The 18,286-nt window shown below is 37.0% G+C and carries 13 protein-coding genes and 1 pseudogene; 4 read left to right on the plus strand and 10 right to left on the minus strand.

Going from position 1 to position 18,286, the window contains the following annotated elements:
- Positions 1–60: 60 nt before the first annotated feature.
- A complete protein-coding gene (nth, locus tag HWX15_RS08215) occupies positions 61–690 on the minus strand; it encodes an endonuclease III (RefSeq protein ID WP_000244443.1) in 630 nt (209 codons plus the stop codon).
- Positions 690–1,232: a YceD family protein gene (locus HWX15_RS08220; RefSeq protein WP_175880814.1), complete on the minus strand. Its 543-nt coding sequence runs from the start codon at positions 1,230–1,232 to the stop codon at positions 690–692. Before HWX15_RS08220 ends, nth begins: the two co-directional genes overlap by 1 nt.
- Positions 1,233–1,388: 156 nt before the next feature.
- Here HWX15_RS08220 and HWX15_RS08225 point away from each other — a divergent pair.
- Positions 1,389–1,695, plus strand: a pseudogene (locus tag HWX15_RS08225) (helicase BlpT).
- 256 nt (positions 1,696–1,951) lie between these two features.
- Positions 1,952–3,511, plus strand: coding sequence for an ATP-binding cassette domain-containing protein (locus tag HWX15_RS08230; RefSeq protein ID WP_175880815.1), 1,560 nt, complete (start codon positions 1,952–1,954; stop codon positions 3,509–3,511).
- Between the two features lie 150 nt (positions 3,512–3,661).
- Here the strand turns inward: HWX15_RS08230 and htpX are convergent, their stop codons facing one another.
- On the minus strand, positions 3,662–4,561 hold the full coding sequence (gene htpX, locus HWX15_RS08235) for a zinc metalloprotease HtpX (RefSeq protein ID WP_175880816.1): 900 nt from the start codon (positions 4,559–4,561) through the stop codon (positions 3,662–3,664).
- A 1-nt stretch (position 4,562) separates the two neighbouring features.
- Positions 4,563–5,123, minus strand: a complete 561-nt coding sequence (locus HWX15_RS08240) for a LemA family protein (RefSeq protein WP_033680397.1) — start codon at positions 5,121–5,123, stop codon at positions 4,563–4,565.
- 93 nt (positions 5,124–5,216) lie between these two features.
- Here HWX15_RS08240 and rsmG point away from each other — a divergent pair, with 93 nt between their 5' ends.
- Both rsmG and HWX15_RS08250 read left to right on the plus strand, forming a co-directional pair.
- Entirely contained in the window at positions 5,217–5,930 is a 714-nt protein-coding gene (rsmG, locus tag HWX15_RS08245) for a 16S rRNA (guanine(527)-N(7))-methyltransferase RsmG (RefSeq protein WP_175880817.1), read from the plus strand.
- A gap of 204 nt (positions 5,931–6,134) precedes the next feature.
- Positions 6,135–7,418 (plus strand): uracil-xanthine permease family protein, encoded by a 1,284-nt coding sequence (locus tag HWX15_RS08250; RefSeq protein ID WP_175880818.1) that lies wholly within the window; start codon positions 6,135–6,137, stop codon positions 7,416–7,418.
- A gap of 92 nt (positions 7,419–7,510) precedes the next feature.
- Here the strand turns inward: HWX15_RS08250 and HWX15_RS08255 are convergent, their stop codons facing one another.
- The 6 genes from HWX15_RS08255 to HWX15_RS08280 all read right to left on the minus strand — a co-directional run bounded on the left by HWX15_RS08255 (position 7,511) and on the right by HWX15_RS08280 (position 18,264).
- Positions 7,511–8,026 (minus strand): hypothetical protein, encoded by a 516-nt coding sequence (locus tag HWX15_RS08255; RefSeq protein ID WP_175880734.1) that lies wholly within the window; start codon positions 8,024–8,026, stop codon positions 7,511–7,513.
- A gap of 433 nt (positions 8,027–8,459) precedes the next feature.
- The gene (locus HWX15_RS08260; RefSeq protein ID WP_175880819.1) at positions 8,460–11,537 is read right to left on the minus strand and encodes a type III restriction-modification system endonuclease; all 3,078 of its coding nucleotides are present in this window, start codon (positions 11,535–11,537) and stop codon (positions 8,460–8,462) included.
- 63 nt (positions 11,538–11,600) lie between these two features.
- Positions 11,601–12,086 (minus strand): hypothetical protein, encoded by a 486-nt coding sequence (locus HWX15_RS08265; protein ID WP_175880820.1) that lies wholly within the window; start codon positions 12,084–12,086, stop codon positions 11,601–11,603.
- A gap of 3 nt (positions 12,087–12,089) precedes the next feature.
- Positions 12,090–13,859, minus strand: a complete 1,770-nt coding sequence (locus HWX15_RS08270; RefSeq protein ID WP_175880821.1) for a site-specific DNA-methyltransferase — start codon at positions 13,857–13,859, stop codon at positions 12,090–12,092.
- A 471-nt stretch (positions 13,860–14,330) separates the two neighbouring features.
- Positions 14,331–15,014: a DUF4391 domain-containing protein gene (locus HWX15_RS08275; protein WP_175880822.1), complete on the minus strand. Its 684-nt coding sequence runs from the start codon at positions 15,012–15,014 to the stop codon at positions 14,331–14,333.
- Positions 15,007–18,264, minus strand: a complete 3,258-nt coding sequence (locus HWX15_RS08280; RefSeq protein WP_175880823.1) for a helicase-related protein — start codon at positions 18,262–18,264, stop codon at positions 15,007–15,009. The genes HWX15_RS08275 and HWX15_RS08280 overlap by 8 nt, the downstream gene beginning before the upstream one ends.
- Between the last annotated feature and the right edge of the window lie 22 nt (positions 18,265–18,286).

Genomic DNA, 18,286 nt, shown 5'->3' on the forward strand with positions numbered 1-18,286 from the left:
TATCAAATACTATAGCACAAAGCATGCTTAAAATCAAGCAAAAACTTTTGAAAGCCCATCTTATAAATTGCTAAAATCATATAACTGTGGGTACTGGTCACACTCTGGATTTTTAGGATGACAAATGGCTCTTCCAAAATAAATCATGGCCTGATGGGCAGCTAACCACTGCTCAGGCGGCAAGATATCCATGACCCGCTTTTCCACCTCAAGTGGTGTCGCTGATTTTTTGACGATATCGTGGTGTTTGCAAATACGCTCTACATGAGTATCCACTGCAAAAGCTGGAATCCCAAATCCTACACTCATAACAACATTGGCTGTCTTGCGACCAACACCTGCCAAACTCTCTAATTCCTCACGTGTTTGAGGAACTTGGCCATCAAAATCGTCTAGTAACTGTTGGGCACATTTTTTAAGGAATTTAGCCTTATTCCGATACAGTCCCAGGCGAGAAATATGTGAAGCAATCTCACTCTCAGTCGCCACAGACATGGCTTGTGGCGTTGGAAAGGCAGCAAAGAGACCTGGTGTGGCCTTATTTACCGCTGCATCCGTTGTCTGAGCTGACAACATGACCGCAACCAAAAGTTCAAAATGATTGGTAAAATCAAGACTGGGCTTGGCATCTGGAAAAAGAGCAATGATTTCTTCTAGCACCTTTCGTGCGCGTTTTTTTGACAAGACCATTATTCGTCTCCATCAAATAGTCCTTGTAAGCCAGCAAAAGGACTGTTTTCTTCTTTCTTAACTGCTTGTTGAGCTTGGTATTCTTCCTCAGTCATGATTTGCCAGTCATTTCCTGACACAAATCCTTGACCAGCCTCTTCTTCAGCCGTCAAAACCTTAATAGGAATATTTAGTAGGATATTGTCTGACACGCTCTCAGCAAGATCAAGTTCCCCATTTTCGATAGGTAAGACCAAATCATCGTCTAAAACTTCCTGATCTAGCTGGTTAGTTGCGCCTTCCATGAAAACTTCTGTGACTGGATAAGATTCAACTAACTCAACTGGCTCCATACTGCGACTTGAAGCAAGGACAATGGTATAAGACAACTGATAATCTAAGAAATACATACGGTCTTCGTACTGTACTTTTCCAACAGCAAGGATATCTCTCACATCTAAAATTTCTTGATTGCGTGCACGCAGGTCAGCAACTAGGTCTAAGGTTTGTTCAAAATGCAAGCCTTCAGACTGCTTACGAATTTCTTGAATATTTAATTTCATACTTCCTCCATAAAGATTTACTCTCTTGATTATACCATGAAAAGGCTACAAATCAGCACAGCAAACTTTATAATCAAAATTCAATTTTTTAACATATTTACTATGTTATTTTTGTTTTTTAGTGCTATACTACATCAGAGCAAGGATGATGCTCACATGGAAGACAAAGAACTCATTACTAATGCAACCCAACTCCTATCCGAGTTAAATAAAAGTTTCCAAAGCTGCAAACAGGGTAGAGCAGATGATATTCGACTACAAGAGATGCTAAACACCACTATGAAAGAACTAAAAAGCGGAAAAGTTGGACAACAGTATTTTAATCGATCTTGAGAAATTTTACCAACCTACCAGTCTTCTGATTGGACTTGGTAACCTAAAACTAAACGACCAAGCACGTATCTCTTGGCGCAACTATAATAAATTCCATTACGAGCATGTCAAACACCTACTAACTCTTTAGGTACCTGTTTTTGGATTTTAGAGCATAGAATTTCCAGTTTTCTATTGACAAAATTTCCTTAAAGGTATAGGATAAAGGTACTAATACTCGGAGGTAAGGGAGACATGAACAACTAAGTCTATCAAATAAAGAACCTTTATTTAGTAGATCTTGTTTTTGTCTCTTTTTGTGTGCTCTTATGCTCTTTTTCTGGCATGTTCATAGAGTTTTTTTGACATAGACTTTGGCTCTACTAGGTAAAGTAGAGCTTTTTGTTATGCACTATGGACATTATAGAAAGGGCAATCATATGATAAAAATCAATCACCTAACCATCACACAAAACAAAGATTTACGAGATCTTGTATCTGACCTCAGCATGACCATCCAGGATGGTGAAAAAGTAGCTATTATTGGAGAGGAAGGAAATGGCAAATCAACCTTACTTAAAACTTTAATGGGAGAAACTTTGCCTGATTTCACTATCAAGGGAGACATTCAATCTGATTATCAATCAATAGCCTACATTCCTCAAAAACTCCCCGAGGACCTGAAAAAGAAAACTTTACACGACTACTTCTTTTTAGATTCTATTGATTTAGACTATAGTGTCCTCTATCGTTTGGCTGAGGAATTACATTTTGATAGTGATCGCTTTGCTAGTAACCAAGATATCGGGAGCCTCTCGGGTGGCGAAGCTTTGAAAATTCAGCTCATCCATGAGTTAGCCAAACCCTTTGAGATTCTATTTTTAGATGAACCTTCAAATGATCTAGACCTTGAGACGGTTGATTGGCTAAAAAGACAGATACATAAGATGAGGCAAACCGTTATTTTCATTTCCCATGATGAAGACTTTCTGTCTCAAACGGCAGACACTATTGTTCACTTGCGACTGGTCAAGCACCGTAAAGAAGCAGAAACGTTAGTAGAGCATTTAGACTATGATCGCTATAGTGAGCAGAGAAAGGCTAATTTTGTCAGACAAAGTCAGCAAGCTGCCAACGATCAAAGAGCCTACGATAAAACCATGGAAAAACATCGCCGAGTCAAGCAAAATGTAGAAACTGCACTTCGAGCTACTAAAGATAGTACTGCCGGTCGCCTATTGGCTAAAAAGATGAAAACTGTCCTCTCTCAAGAAAAACGCTTTGAAAAGACAGCTCAGTTCATGACCCAAAAGCCACTTGAAGAGGAAGAAATCAGACTTTTCTTCTCAGATATCCAACCATTACCGGCTTCTAAAGTCTTAATCCAATTGGAAAAAGAAAATTTGTCTATTGGCGAGCGAATTTTGGTGCAAGAACTACAATTAACTGTCCGTGGCCAAGAAAAAATTGGTATCATCGGCCCAAATGGTATTGGAAAATCAACTCTGTTAGCCAAGATACAGCAACTTCTTAATGATAAAAGAGAGATTTCGCTTGATCATATGCCACAAGATTACCACAAGAAACTGCAATTGGAGCTATCTCCAGTAGACTATCTAAGTAAAACTGGGGAAAAAGATGAATTGCAGAAAATACAATCTCACTTAGCCAGTCTCAATTTCAGTTATCCAGAAATGCAACATCAAATTCGCTCCTTATCTGGCGGACAACAAGGCAAACTCCTGCTTTTGGATTTAGTCTTGCGCAAACCAAACTTTCTCCTTCTGGATGAACCTACACGAAACTTTTCTCCAACTTCTCAACCAGAAATCAGAAAACTCTTTGCCACCTATCCTGGTGGACTCATCACTATTTCGCATGACCGTCGTTTCTTAAAAGAGGTCTGTTCAAGCATCTATCGCTTAACAGAACACGGTTTGGAGGTAGTTAATTTAGATGATTTATAAATTTGCAACATAGCAGATAGGTGGGGCAAAAACACAATTTTAGGAGAAGAGAAAGTAAATCTTCCCATAATAAAACGCATAATATCAAGTTTTTTCACACCTGATATGATGCGTTTTTCAGATTTTAAAGACTTTTTTCCAGCCTTCATTTTACATCTGTTTCAAACGTTCAATCCGCTCTGAAATAGGTGGGTGGGTATAAAATAGTTTTTGGAACCCTCCCCCTTTCTTGGGATCATTGATATAAAGTGCACTGCTAGCATCATCGACAGGACAACTCATGGGTTTACTATTATCCAACTTACCTAGAGCATTGATCATCCCTTGAGGATTGCGCGTCAACTCAACACTGGAAGCATCTGCTAGGAATTCCCTCTGACGAGAAATAGCTAGTTGCACCAAGGTTGCAGCGAGAGGTGCCAGAACAATAGCTAGTAGTGAAACCACGAGCATAATGATTTCAAGACCATTTCCATCCCGATCATCGTTACTTCGTCTGCGACCTGCACCACCCCACCACATCATACGACCTGCCATACTAGAAAGCATGGTGATAGCACTAGCAAGTGCAACAGCAATAGTCGAAATTCTAATATCGTAGTTACGAATATGACTAACCTCATGTCCCATAACAGCTTCTAGCTCCTCGCGATTCATGATAGCTAGGAGACCTGAAGTCGCAGCAACCGCCGCGTTTTGAGGGTTAGAACCTGTCGCAAAGGCATTTAAGGCTGGATCATCAATGATGAAAACACGAGGCATAGGAATCTGAGCCACCATAGCCATATCTTCCACTACATGGTAGAGGTCTGGTGCCATTTGTTCATCAACCTCACGCGCTCCATTCATGGACATGACAATCTCTGTCGATTGAAAAATCATGGACAAGGCATAGATAAGGCCGATAATCAGTGCGATAACCAAACCACCAAGCCCAGACCGCATAAAGAGGTAACCAACCGCATAGCCAACAAGAGCTAAGAGTAGGAAAAATACCAGCAACAAAATCCAGGTTTTTCGTTTATTGCTTGCAATTTGATCAAACAACATCTTAGTCACCTAAACCGCTAAAATCAACTTTAGGTACTACCTTTTCCTCTTCTGGAGTTTGAAGGAAATCTGCTGCTTTAAATCCAAACATTCCAGCGATAATATTGCTTGGGAAAGTTTCTAATTTTACATTGTAGTTGCTGACAACACTGTTGTAGAGTTGACGAGAGTAAGAAATTTTATTTTCTGTATTTGTCAACTCCTCTTGCAATTTAACAAAGTTGGCACTAGCTTTCAAATCTGGATAGCTTTCTGCAACTGCAAAAATACCTGAAACCTGACGAGTAAGGGCATCACTAGCTTTCATAGCTTCTGCTGGTGAAGTCGCTGCCGCCACTTGGTTACGAAGTTCTGCCACCTTTTCGAGGGTAGAACCTTCATATTTAGCATAACCTTTTACAGTCTCAATCAAGTTTGGCAAGAGGTCATTTCGACGTTTCAACTGAACATCAATCTGGCTCCAAGCCTCCTTGGTTTGCATACGATTTTTAACCAAACCGTTATAGCTAACAATCACAAAAATAACAATAAGAGCGATAACTCCAAGAATAATCCAAGTCATGGTATAAGTCCTTTCTTCTTTTAGATTAGTACCAGTATATCAAATTTTTAATGATTGTGGTAAAATAAGATGATACTAAAGAAGGAAATAACTATGAAACCAGAAACATTTTACAACTTGCTTGCCGAGCAAAATCTTTCACTTTCGGACCAGCAAAAAGAACAATTTGAACGTTATTTTGAGCTCTTGGTCGAGTGGAATGAAAAGATTAATTTAACAGCCATTACAGACAAGGAAGAAGTTTATCTCAAACATTTTTACGATTCGATTGCACCCATCCTTCAAGGTTTGATTCCTAATGAAAATATCAAACTTCTTGATATTGGAGCCGGGGCAGGATTTCCTAGTCTGCCGATGAAAATTCTCTATCCTCAGCTAGATGTGACCATCATTGATTCACTCAATAAGCGCATCAACTTCCTCCAACTTTTGTCTCAAGAACTGGATTTGGATGGTGTTCATTTCTACCATGGACGTGCCGAAGATTTTGCACAAGACAAGAACTTCCGTGCTCAGTATGATTTTGTAACGGCTCGTGCGGTTGCCCGTATGCAGGTTTTATCTGAATTGACAATTCCTTACCTTAAAGTTGGCGGAAAACTATTGGCACTCAAGGCCAGCAATGCGCCTGAGGAGTTGTTAGAAGCTAAGAATGCCCTCAACCTCCTTTTTAGTAAGGTCGAAGACAATCTCAGCTACGCCCTACCAAATGGAGATCCGCGTTACATCACAGTGGTTGAAAAGAAAAAGGAAACACCAAATAAATATCCACGTAAGGCTGGCATGCCCAATAAACGCCCGATTTAATCTTTTTAGTAAAAAAATATTTACAAAGTTTGCAATTTTTGCTATACTATCACAAGCAAAGGTTTTTAATGTCATCCCGTGAGGTGACGAAGACGCAGAAATACTTGAAACTCTTTAAAGTCTAGATTTTAGAGAAGTCTTACTCTGAGGGCCTATTGCTGTAAAATAATGGGCTCTTTTTTGATGCCCAAAAGTGAGGTTTATATGAAACAAGAATCAACTGTTGATTTGTTACTGGACGTTGACCAACGTCCTTCAGCTGGAAAAGGAATTCTCCTTAGTTTCCAACACGTTTTCGCCATGTTTGGTGCGACCATCTTGGTACCATTGATTTTGGGAATGCCTGTATCTGTTGCCCTTTTTGCTTCAGGTGTTGGGACACTCATCTACATGATTGCTACTGGTTTTAAAGTTCCAGTTTATCTAGGTTCTTCATTCGCCTTTATCACAGCTATGTCACTGGCGATGAAAGAAATGGGTGGTGATGTATCTGCTGCCCAAACAGGGGTTATCTTGACTGGTTTGGTCTATGTCCTTGTTGCTACCAGCATCCGATTTGTAGGAACAAAGTGGATTGATAAACTCTTGCCACCAATCATTATCGGACCTATGATCATCGTTATCGGTCTTGGACTTGCAGGTTCAGCTGTTACCAATGCAGGTCTTGTAGCAGACGGAAATTGGAAAAATGCTCTGGTAGCCGTTGTTACGTTCTTAATTGCTGCCTTTATCAATACAAAAGGAAAAGGCTTCCTACGAATTATTCCATTCCTCTTTGCCATTATCGGTGGTTACCTCTTCGCACTAACTCTTGGCTTGGTTGATTTTACACCAGTTCTTAAAGCTAACTGGTTCGAGATTCCTGGTTTCTACTTGCCATTTAATACAGGTGGTGCCTTTAAAGAATACAATCTTTACTTTGGTCCAGAAACTATCGCTATCTTGCCAATCGCTATCGTAACAATTTCTGAACATATCGGTGACCATACTGTTTTGGGTCAAATCTGTGGCCGTCAATTCTTGAAAGAACCAGGTCTTCACCGTACTCTTCTTGGTGACGGTATCGCAACTTCTGTTTCTGCCTTCCTTGGTGGACCAGCTAATACAACTTACGGAGAAAATACAGGGGTTATCGGTATGACTCGTATCGCTTCTGTCTCAGTTATCCGTAACGCTGCCTTCATCGCGATTGCTCTTAGCTTCCTTGGCAAATTCACTGCCTTGATTTCAACTATTCCAAATGCTGTACTTGGTGGCATGTCAATCCTTCTCTATGGAGTTATCGCCAGCAACGGTTTGAAAGTTTTGATTAAAGAACGTGTTGATTTCGCTCAAATGCGAAACCTGATCATCGCAAGTGCTATGTTGGTGCTTGGACTTGGAGGAGCTATCCTTAAACTTGGTCCAGTTACTCTTTCAGGTACTGCCCTATCAGCCATGACAGGAATCATCTTGAACTTAATCTTGCCATACGAAAATAAAGACTAAACATCTAAACACATCAAAAAACGAGCATTTCCAATTACGGAAGTGCTCTTTTTTTTGATACTTAGAAGTGAGTGTATCCCCTCTAACACTGTCTAATATAGTTCCCCTATATCCATAAGTTGCCAATCAGAATAGTTAACCTCAATGATTTCTGGGGCTTTTGTAGTACCATTGTACACTACAATAAAGTGACCTTTACGATTCCAAAACTTGCCTAAAATAGTAGCATCTTCTAATTTTGCCCTTAACTTGCTTTCTTGAAATCCAAGGCTTTCCCTTTGTACTGTTTTAGTCTCTTCCTTGCTACCTACACCAACAGTCACAAAGTTTACACCTACTTCCATAAGCTCCCACTCAGAAGCATCAACCTCAACGATTTCAGGGGCTTTTGTAGTATCTCTATACACCACAATAAAATGCCCTTTATCATTCCAAAACTTTCCAAGTATTTTAGCATCTTCCAACTGTATCTCTTGCTTTAAGTATTCTGATGGTTCTTTTTGTACTGGTTTAGGCTCTTCTACCCCAACAGTTACAAAATTTACACCTATAAAAATAACCATGTAAAACAATACCAAGGCAATACCCAAACCCTTTAATAATTTCATTTTCTTTTCCCTACTTTCTTCTTTTGTGTTAGTCTTTTTAGTTTATCTTAATTGTATATACTCTTAAATCCCAAGGGGTAAAAATACCCCCTTACAATCCTACCATTTCATCAAACCACTGCTTAAATTGCAACTCGTTTGACTCTTCATCATTCCACTCAAAGTCCTCTAAATAAGTGCTATTAGTGAGTAGCTTGATACGTGTGTTTTAGCATTGGAAATCTAAATAAAACTCGGGCTCCTCTGCACTATACAAGTTAGCAAGGACCCGAACTCTTTTTGTATATTCTAATTGTTTTATTGAACCACTTTTTGAGATAGTTCTAGTGTATATGTTTTATATAATTGATGGCAAGCTTGGTTCTCTCCTGTTTTAATCAAGGCAACACAAGGTAAGACAAATTCTGCCCAAATAGACTCTAGTATTTCCTCCCTATCTTACAATATTTAATAATTCCTCATAACTAGAAACCACATCATAGATGTGCTGATCATTAATCAATCCAGCTTGAGCTAAAGCTTTAAAGTGAGCACGCGCACATGCAATTTTTGCTTGCTCAGCTTGTTTTAATTGAAGACTAGACATAGATCCTTTCGTTTCTGCAACAAAATAGATATGTTTGACACTACCTTCACGGAAGGCGATTGCCCAGTCAGGATTATAGTTTCCAAGCGGAGTCGCAATACTGAACTTCCCTGGTAGCTTCACATAAACACGAACATCCTCGTATTGTTCCAAAGATTCTTTAAAGGTCTTCTCCGTATTTGAATCAACTTTTACAAAATTGTAAATCCCTTTTTTGGATTCAAGTAAGTGATCATCTGATCTGTTAGCAGTTTCAGGATTGTCATAAAACAAGTCCATATCATACTCTTCATTTAGCACATTATACTGAATATGCTTGATAATTTGACTTGCTTTTTGTTCATTAATGAGTTTTGAAACCTTAAGAATAAATTCTTCTGGATTCTGTTTAAACTTGTCAAATTGGTAGACATAGATTTTACTTAATATTTCCGCAACCAACCTACGAGTTAAACCAGTCTGCTCAGCAATTTCTCCTAATAAATCATATTTGGTCATAATCTGCGAATCCGTTAGATACTCTTGCTGACGATCATTCTCAGCCACTGTCAGATGGAGTCCTTCTTCCTTACTCATCTCAGTAGCGCTTGCTTGAGTTATATGAAAGCTTGGTTTGCTAACGACTAATTTCTCATTGATATAGTCAACCGAATGTTTTACCAATTCCGCATCATCAAATTCTACTTGATAGCTGGTCTTTCGATTGATTTGCTTCCAGAGATTTAAAAATTCTTTTCGGGCAATATTTTCTTGATTGACCTCGTTTGAGAATTGAATTACCGCATTATTCGCATTTTCAATTTCATACTGTCCAGCATGATAAACGCTCTCCAATATCTCTACCAACTTATCCTCATAACCTGCTAATGTCTCAGACAGTTTCAACTGATGATTTTCTTTTGCAGTAAAATATTCTGTTGTTAATTGTCCTTCACGGTCTATATAGCCTTGTCGAATTAAATCAAAGTGAATCGAATCTGCTTGTTCCTTGGTAATACGTATTGTTTTGCCTTCTTGATTGGTTAGAACTTTATTCGTAAAGAGAGTAACATCCACTTTTGCAGGACGATCTGCTAAGAGTTCTTTGATTTCTTCTTGTAGACTTCGAGCAAATTGATCATAACTTTCATTTGCAATTACTGTCAGTTTATTGATTTCATGAACATCATTTCCTAGGAGTTCAAAATCCTGACGAATTCCATTTTGGTCAACTGCCAAACGCATACCTCGGCCAATTTCTTGACGCTTACGAGTCTCTGCTGAAGATTGCTTTAGCGTACAGATTTGAAAGACATTAGGATTATCCCATCCCTCTTTTAGAGCTGAATGAGAAAATAGGAAACGAACTGGCTCTTCAAAGCTCAACAAACGCTCCTTGTCCTTCATAATCAAGTCATAGGCATCGATGTCATTTGAAAGATTGTTTTTCTTTTCACTAGCAGATTTATAATCTACGAAAATGGTCTTATCTGACTTCTTCACTTTATCTACCGAAAAGTAACCAGCATGAACTGAATTTCCTTCAAGATTAGCCTCCAAATATCTACGATAAGGAGTTGGTTCCTGTGTTCGGATAAACTGGTTTACTTGATTTCGATATTCTTCTTCAAAAATCTGAGCGTATTCACCATTATAGGCATCATTATGTTCATCATATTGTTTATACTTGGCCACTTCATCGATGAAAAATAGGGATAATACTTTAATTCTTCGATTGTACAGTTTACTTTCTTTTTCGAGATGACTTTTTATAGTCTCTCGGATTTGAATTCTTCTGATGCTAGACTCATCCACTTCCCCTATCACTTCACCGACATGAAGTTCTTGCGTCACACCAACTTGAAGTTTGTTCTCTCTTGCATCAAAGTGACTAAGGGTCATTCCTTTATAAGCAGATAAATTCCCTGATTCAGCATACAAATCAAAGGGTTCTTCCACCACCTTCAATTTCCTTTTGACACCTGACTGCGTTTTTACTTCAAACTCAATTTTTGCTTTGGGTGCTCCTGTTTTTTGTGGAATGATTTCTTGTAGATATAGATAGCCTTGTGTCCCGGTCGTCCCAGTTTGCTCGATAGCCTTAACCGCAATCTTCTTCACTAATTTTTGATTGTAAGCATCCATGGCATCCAATCTATAAACCATATCATGCTTTTCCTTGTGGGTAGCCGAATAACGTAGTGTAAACAATGGCTTGAAATCTTTTAGTCTTTCCTTGGTTTGTTTCCCTTCAACAGACTGAGGTTCATCAATAATCATAATCGGATTCATAGCTGCCAGTACATCAATCGGACGGCGCCAGCGGAAACTTTCCTGTTCAGAATGAATCCGTCGCGCATCTTTGCCTTTTGCATTAAAGGCTTGAGAGTTGATGACCATGATTTGAAGATCTGACGAATTGGCAAAACTATCCAAATCACCTAAACGTGAGGAATCGTAGACAAAATAGCGTGGTTGCTTGCCATACTCCATCTGAAAGTGACTTGACATGATCTGTAGAGACTTGAGAACTCCTTCACGAATGGCTACACTTGGAACGACAATGATGAACTTGAGCCAGCCATAACGTTTATTCAATTCCATAATTGTACGGATATACGTGTATGTCTTCCCTGTTCCCGTCTCCATCTCTATGGAAAAATTATAAGCTTCTCGTCCAGCAATCATATCAATCGATAGTTTATCAGAAGGACGCAAACCATAACAAGTTTGCATAGTATGGACATTTTCTCGTATACTTGCTTGACTCAATTGAATCGGTGCATTTCGATAAGCATCTAAAACCAAATCTACCTCATCTGACTTGAGACGACCTGGATCCGCCATATACTGAACTCCAGTATGTTTGGCTTGCCCTTGAAATAAATCTGCAATGGCACTAACCGCATCCAACTGAAATTGTTGTTTTTTAAATTGTAGTTTCATAATTCTATATTCTTTTTATTAAATTCACATAAACTATTTCACATCTATAACTATATTTAATAGTTACGCCATATTATATTTCTTTTTAATTTCTTTCATTTTTGATGATGTAATATCGTTAAAATACTCTTTTTCCCACTTCATTGCATCACTAAGTACAAGACAAATAGAAATAAGTCTTTGATTATCTTCTTGTATCTTTCCGTCTTCAACTTTCTCGATAGTATCTTCAAGTTCTTTATTGAATTCTATGGCTAAACTATACATTTCTTTATTAGATAAAAAATATAATTTAGTTATATTTTCATCAATTGCCTTATGTTGCTTTTCTAGATTAGAAACTGTATGATTTGCAAGTAAGTACTCCAAATGTAGAATAAAATCACTATACAATATCATCCTTTTTTCAAATAAATTTTGTTTTAAGTTATCTTTAAAAGCACGTCTAGTAACCCAGATTGCAATGCTGATAGAAACAATAATCGCAATCGAATCTACTATAATCCCTCCGATACTTATCCAATTATCAGTTGTCAGCTGATAGAACATCGCCTACACCACCTTCACTTTTGTATGAGGTGATAATTCTTTGAAGATTTCACTTACGTTAATCTTATCTGCTGAATTGGCAAATGAACTATCACGGAAAACAGCACGGAGTGGTTGTGCTTGAGCGATATGACGGATAACTTCTTCTGATATTTCATCTTCAAAACAAGCCATGAGTGATCCTTGATCTACATCATAGATTTCTGCTCCTGCTACTTTCTCCAAATCAATGGCTAATGACAGTTCCATTCCCCATGTCAGCATAACTTGGAAAAGTAAGTCGAGGCCAGTACGTCCTTCCTTGATATTGGATATACTATCGAAAAGTTCTCCTTGGATAAATTGATCAGGTCGAGCTGAAACATCCTTAAAATTAGAAGAATCTAGTTTGTAAGCCTTAAATCCAAAGTCCTGCTTGCCAACCAACTCTGGATGCTCCTCCTGAATCTTGGTAGCAGCACGACGAATCCGCTCACGTGAAATTTGGTCAATAGTTTCATAACCTGCTTCTTTAGCAGCAGATTTTTCAGCAACTGTTTCATCCAAGGTACACAGGATAAACTTACGATTTCCACCATCTTCCGCATTCAGCTGCATGACTGCATCTGCCGTAGTACCAGAACCACCGAAGAAGTCTAGTATTAGTGAATCTTCATTGCTTCCTATTTCTAAGATTTGTTTAATAGTCCCTAATGGTTTAGGAAAATCAAAAAACGTATGTCCACCAAATAGCTCTTGAACTTCTTTAGTTCCTTTATTAGAAATAAATTTTGTCCCTTGCCAAAGAGTTTTCGCAGTCTGAGTTATTTTTCTATATTTTTGATAAATCCTAATAACTCCATCAGAACCTTCACGAGCTATTAAATTATGTTTTTCTACTTTTGCTTTTTCTTTTCCCCATCTCCAAACACTCTCAAATCCATTAACCGTAATCGGCCACACTTCTGTTAAGCCTTCTTTTTCCTCTAAATAAACATTTAAAAATCCTCCTTCCTGTCTCTCCGATAAATTGATAAAGAATGGATAGCGTAGATTTGGACGGTTAATAACATTAAAGGCACGGGCATTTTGATTTCTTAAATCAGTTAAATTGTAGCCCCCAAACTTATCAAAATAGGAAAAATCAGCTCCCTCAACACTAATTTCATTTAATTCTATTCTTGATTGATTTTTAGAGTATACAAACAAATTTTCATGTGTTTTAGCAAAATATCCATATCGTCGTCCTTCTGTCTTTACAATAACAATATTCTCAGCTACAAAATTCTCCTCTCCAAATATCTCATCACAGATAGCTTTAAGATTAGCTTGTTCATTATCATCGATAGAGATAAAGATAACACCTGAATCCTTGAGGAGATTACGCGCTAGACGGAGGCGTGGATACATCATATTGAGCCAGTCTGAGTGATAACGGGCCGAAGTCTTTTCATTTTTTGTGAGCCCAACGACCTGGCGTCCTTCTTCATCCAAAAGATCCATCTCTTCCTTCAACTCTTCATCTGTTTTTTGGAACTTATCAGAGTATACAAAGTCTTTCCCAGTATTATAGGGTGGATCGATATAAATCATATCGATTTTTCCTAGATAGGATTCTTGTAAGATTTTTAAGACTTCTAAATTGTCCCCAGTAATAAAGACATTTTCACTGTTTTCAAAGTCAACACTTTCATCAAGATCTGGTCTTAGTGTTTTGGTAGTTGGTCGCCCAGCTTCTGCGATAGCTTCACGCTTTCCAACCCAAGTAAACTCATAGGATTCTCGACCATCCACAATTTCCTCTGATAAAAACTGTTTTAGCTTCTCAAAGTCAATCGCAGGACCTAATCTGCCGTATTCATCCCTCTTTTCCGTCAGAACTTCAGGAAAAAGTTGACCAATTTTTGAAATATTATCTGTAAAAACATCTTTTGAAGTGAGATTTAATTTTTCAAGTCCAGAGTTTTCACCTGTGTGCTGTGCTGTGCTGTGCTGTGCTGTGCTGTGCTGTGCTGTGCTGTGCTGTGCTGTGCTGTGCTGTGCTGTGCTGTGCTGTGCTGTGCTGTGCTGTGCTCATGGTAGTATCCTTTCTTAGCTTTGTCAAGCTTTTGTAATTTTAATTTTATAAAAAATTAAGTTGGCTTATCCTATCTTTGTAATGCTTCATTTTTAATACATTACAGCTTCATTTTATCAAAAATAGGGGTTGAAATCAAAAGTGTTCCCTAATCTCAATTTCTGATTGTCCTTAATCAAAACTTACAATCAATTTTGCTTCTTTAAATCTTCTATTTCTTTCAATGTAGTCTGATAGTCTCTTTTTATTTCCATTTGTTTTCTCATTGATTTTTCAGAATACATCTTTTTCTTTAACTGTTGTGCCCTTTTTTCTAATTTATCTAATTGGTCACTGAGTTCAATAGAGTTTCTAAGATTACTTGTTTCTAAAACTTGTAATTCTTTCTTACCAGTTTCTTTTACAAGACTCTCATAAACATCATCTAAATCATTTCCCTCAAAGTCAATGCTTACATCATCATTCGTCTGAAAGCGACGGACAATCTTAAAGTGCTTGCCATCCTTTTCTTGACTTAAAGGCTCTTTATAATGAATAAGAAGTTCTTCTTGACCTTGTGGATATTTTAATACAAAGGCTGTGTAAATCCCTAATCTTATATCTAGCTGTTCTAATAAAGTTAAGAAAACATCCATTTGTTCGAGTTCTATTTCTAAAACCATGATTTGCTTCACTTTTTTTCCAGCAGGAATATTAGTGGTGCTTGTATCAATCTGATGAGTAATTTGAATTGCTCTAATCTGTTCTCTTAAATCTTTCTTTTCTTTTACAGATACATTAAGATTATCAAAAAAATCACTATTTCCCTTTTTATGAGGCCTATAGAGAAGGTGAGGTTTTGATAAGGCTGTATAGGTTGGAAATTTAATCATCAGAATCCCCTTTCATCAATATGAAGAAACAAATTAACTCAAAATCATCCATTCCCTCAATACTAGTATTCATCAAGTCAACAGATCCAAAGTTAAATAGGGCATCCATCGTTGAGATCTGATCATGTTCCATTAGTTGATCGATTGCCTCTTGAAGCAATTCCGAATAAACAACCATTTCTTTACCATCTTTTGTTTGACGATTAAACTTGTCTACTACTTGACTTAATGGCTTACTTTGACCCCGACAAATACTACTGAGGTGTTCCAATATTTTCTTGCTTTCGGAAGGGGATAAAAGTAATTCTCCATTTCTATTGATGTAGAGGATATAATATGGATGAAGCTGATTTTGATTATTTTTTCCTTTTATCTGTTCTTTATTTTTTAGGACAAAAATGACACCTTCTGATTCTTTATTGGAGGCAGGTAAAATAGCTTGCAATCCTTTTGGAACTTTTTCTAACTCAGGATGTTCTTCCAAATACTTAAGAAGGTCTATACGATAATCTTCTAATCCTAAATCCATAATGGAAATACCATCATTCATCTCCTCTAAATCGACTACCTCATCTCTAAGACGTTCTAATTGTTTTCTTCGGTAATTATTATCCTCTATTTCTTCACTAGACAAAACATTATCATCTGCTGTTGAAGTCAAAACAGAAATCTTCATCCTCGATTCAACCCTAGACTTAAGATCGATATACTCATCTAACTCAAGATTTGGCCAAAAGTTAACCAATTGAATGTATTTATTTTGACTACCAATTCGATCCACTCGACCAAATCGTTGAACAATACGGACAGGATTCCAGTGGATATCATAATTGACCATCATATCTGCATCTTGTAAGTTTTGACCTTCGGAAATCACATCTGTTGCAATTAAAAGATCAATCTCACTCTCATCACCAGGAAACAAAATATCACGAGATTTTGATTTAGGAGAAAAATAAGTTAATAAAGAATTGAGATCTTTATTTTTAGTTTCCAAAGTTGTTGCAAAGCCTTTTGTACCTGAAATCTGAGCAGTGTAAAGACCATACTTATCCAAGACATACTGACTAATATGTTTATAAAGGTAGTTCGTTGTTGTCGCAAATGCGGAGAAAATAATCAACTTTTTATTACCAACATTGATTGGATTTGTTAGTTTCTCATCTATCAAGGTAAAAAGAGTCTGCAGTTTTTGGTCTTCTTGTGGCGTTATTTTACTGATTAGATCTTCTAGCTCTATCAATACTGCAAAATCTTGTTCTAACTCGACCTTCCAACTACGATAATCCATATCTTGTAAAGTAATACGATTTTTCTTACCAATAGAGAACTCGAAATTACTATCTTCCAAATCAAAATCATCTTCATCAAGATGAGAATCAAGAGATAAATGATCCAAGCCTGTCAATTCATATTCCTCGATAGCCTTTAAGGTCTTTTCTACATAATCTTTAACAACATCTATTAAAGTATATCGAAAAGCTGCAACAGAACTTTCTAAACGTTTAAGCAGGTTAATCATCATCAGTTTTTTGATACCAGACTCACGACCAAACTGAGTTAAATTCCCCATTTTTCCTTCTTTACTTTTATCGTATTTAGCTCTCTTTGATGGGTAAATATGTATTGATGGTTGATAGATAGTCAACTGTAGTTTATCAAGTAAGTGATATAATTTTTTATAGGTAATTCCGAGATTTGAAACTGTTAAATCAGGTTCAAAATTAAGTGGTTTTAAGCGCTGCGGAAATTCTCCAATAGCTTCTCTATCATAAAATTCCCGAATATGTTTTCTACTTCTAGCTATCGTTACACTATCTAGTACTTTAAAGAAATCAAAATCTAATGTAGATAGCAATTTATCTGTTGTTCTCTCTTCTGCAGGTAGATCAGCCCACTTATTATAAGCAGATTGAGCATTTCTGAAAATATCGTTTATAGATGATTTTGTTTCTAATTTACTATCAATTTGATCCGTATCTCCCTCATAGGCTAAAGCAATTTGATTTTTCAAATCATTAAAGCGATTATTAACAGGTGTGGCTGATAGCATGAGTACCTTTGTAGGAACACCAGACTTTATGATGCGATTCATTAAACGGCTGTATCGATTTTCTCTCCCCTCGGATAAGTCATTTTCGCTAGAGCCTCCATTTCTAAAATTATGGGACTCATCAATAACAACCAAATCATAAGTATGCCAATTATTTAAGGACAGATCAATTCCATTAGAGTGTCCTTTATCTCTACTAAGATCTGTATGATAAAGCACGTCATAAAGCAAATGTCTATCATAAACTGGATTATTTACATAATCATGACGATACATATTCCAGTTATTTTCTAACTTTTTAGGACAAAGTACTAAAATACGTTTTCCTCGATAAGCATAATAAGTCATGACCGCTAAAGCTGTATAAGTCTTCCCTAGACCAACCGAATCCGCTAGAATACATCCATTAAATTTTTCTAATTTAGAAATGATCGATTTTACTGCATCCTTTTGGAAATCATATAACAGCCCCCAAATTTTACTTTCTTTATAGCCAACCCCTTCATTGGGTAAAAAGTCTTCATTTATATCTTCTAAAAATTCATTGAATAAATTATATAGCATCACATAGTAAATGAACTCAGGAGAATGTTCTTTATGAGCTAGGTTTAAATTCTCCAAAAACTCTTCTGTAACATCACGAAAATAATCATCTTCTTCCCAAAGATTATCAAATTCATCTAAATAATTTAAACTAAGTGGTGCATGATAGAGGTTTCTACTCGTTTTAAATAGAGAAGCTTCATATCCTAATTCTTTGCGATCAAAGTTTTTCAAACGATCTACTGCCACTACATCATCCGAATTTTCAATTCGAATACCATTTGGCATTTCATCTGTTTCAATATTAATCGATTTGAATTGCGCTTTTCTTCGGATCCAATCAGCACATTCACGAGCAATCGCTTTTTGGGTCAGCTCATTCATCAATTTCAGTTCATACTTTCCACCAAAAATCGATTGTTCCCGTTCTTTTTTGGGTATCGTATATTCACGAAAATCTGTTTTGGTTTCATCTGTTATAAAAGTCGGATTTGTAAAAATAAATTTTAACTCTTCTATATTCTCCAATTCCTCTTTCAACTGCTGATAAGCAAACATAGAAAAGGTTGCTGCTGCAATCTTGACTCGGCTCTCTGATTTCAATTCTTTCTTTAACTCATCTCCAAGACGAATTGATCGATTATCAATTTCCATAATTCCTCCTTGTTAGACTATT

This window comes from Streptococcus thalassemiae (assembly GCF_903645285.1).
Lineage (GTDB): Bacteria > Bacillota > Bacilli > Lactobacillales > Streptococcaceae > Streptococcus > Streptococcus thalassemiae.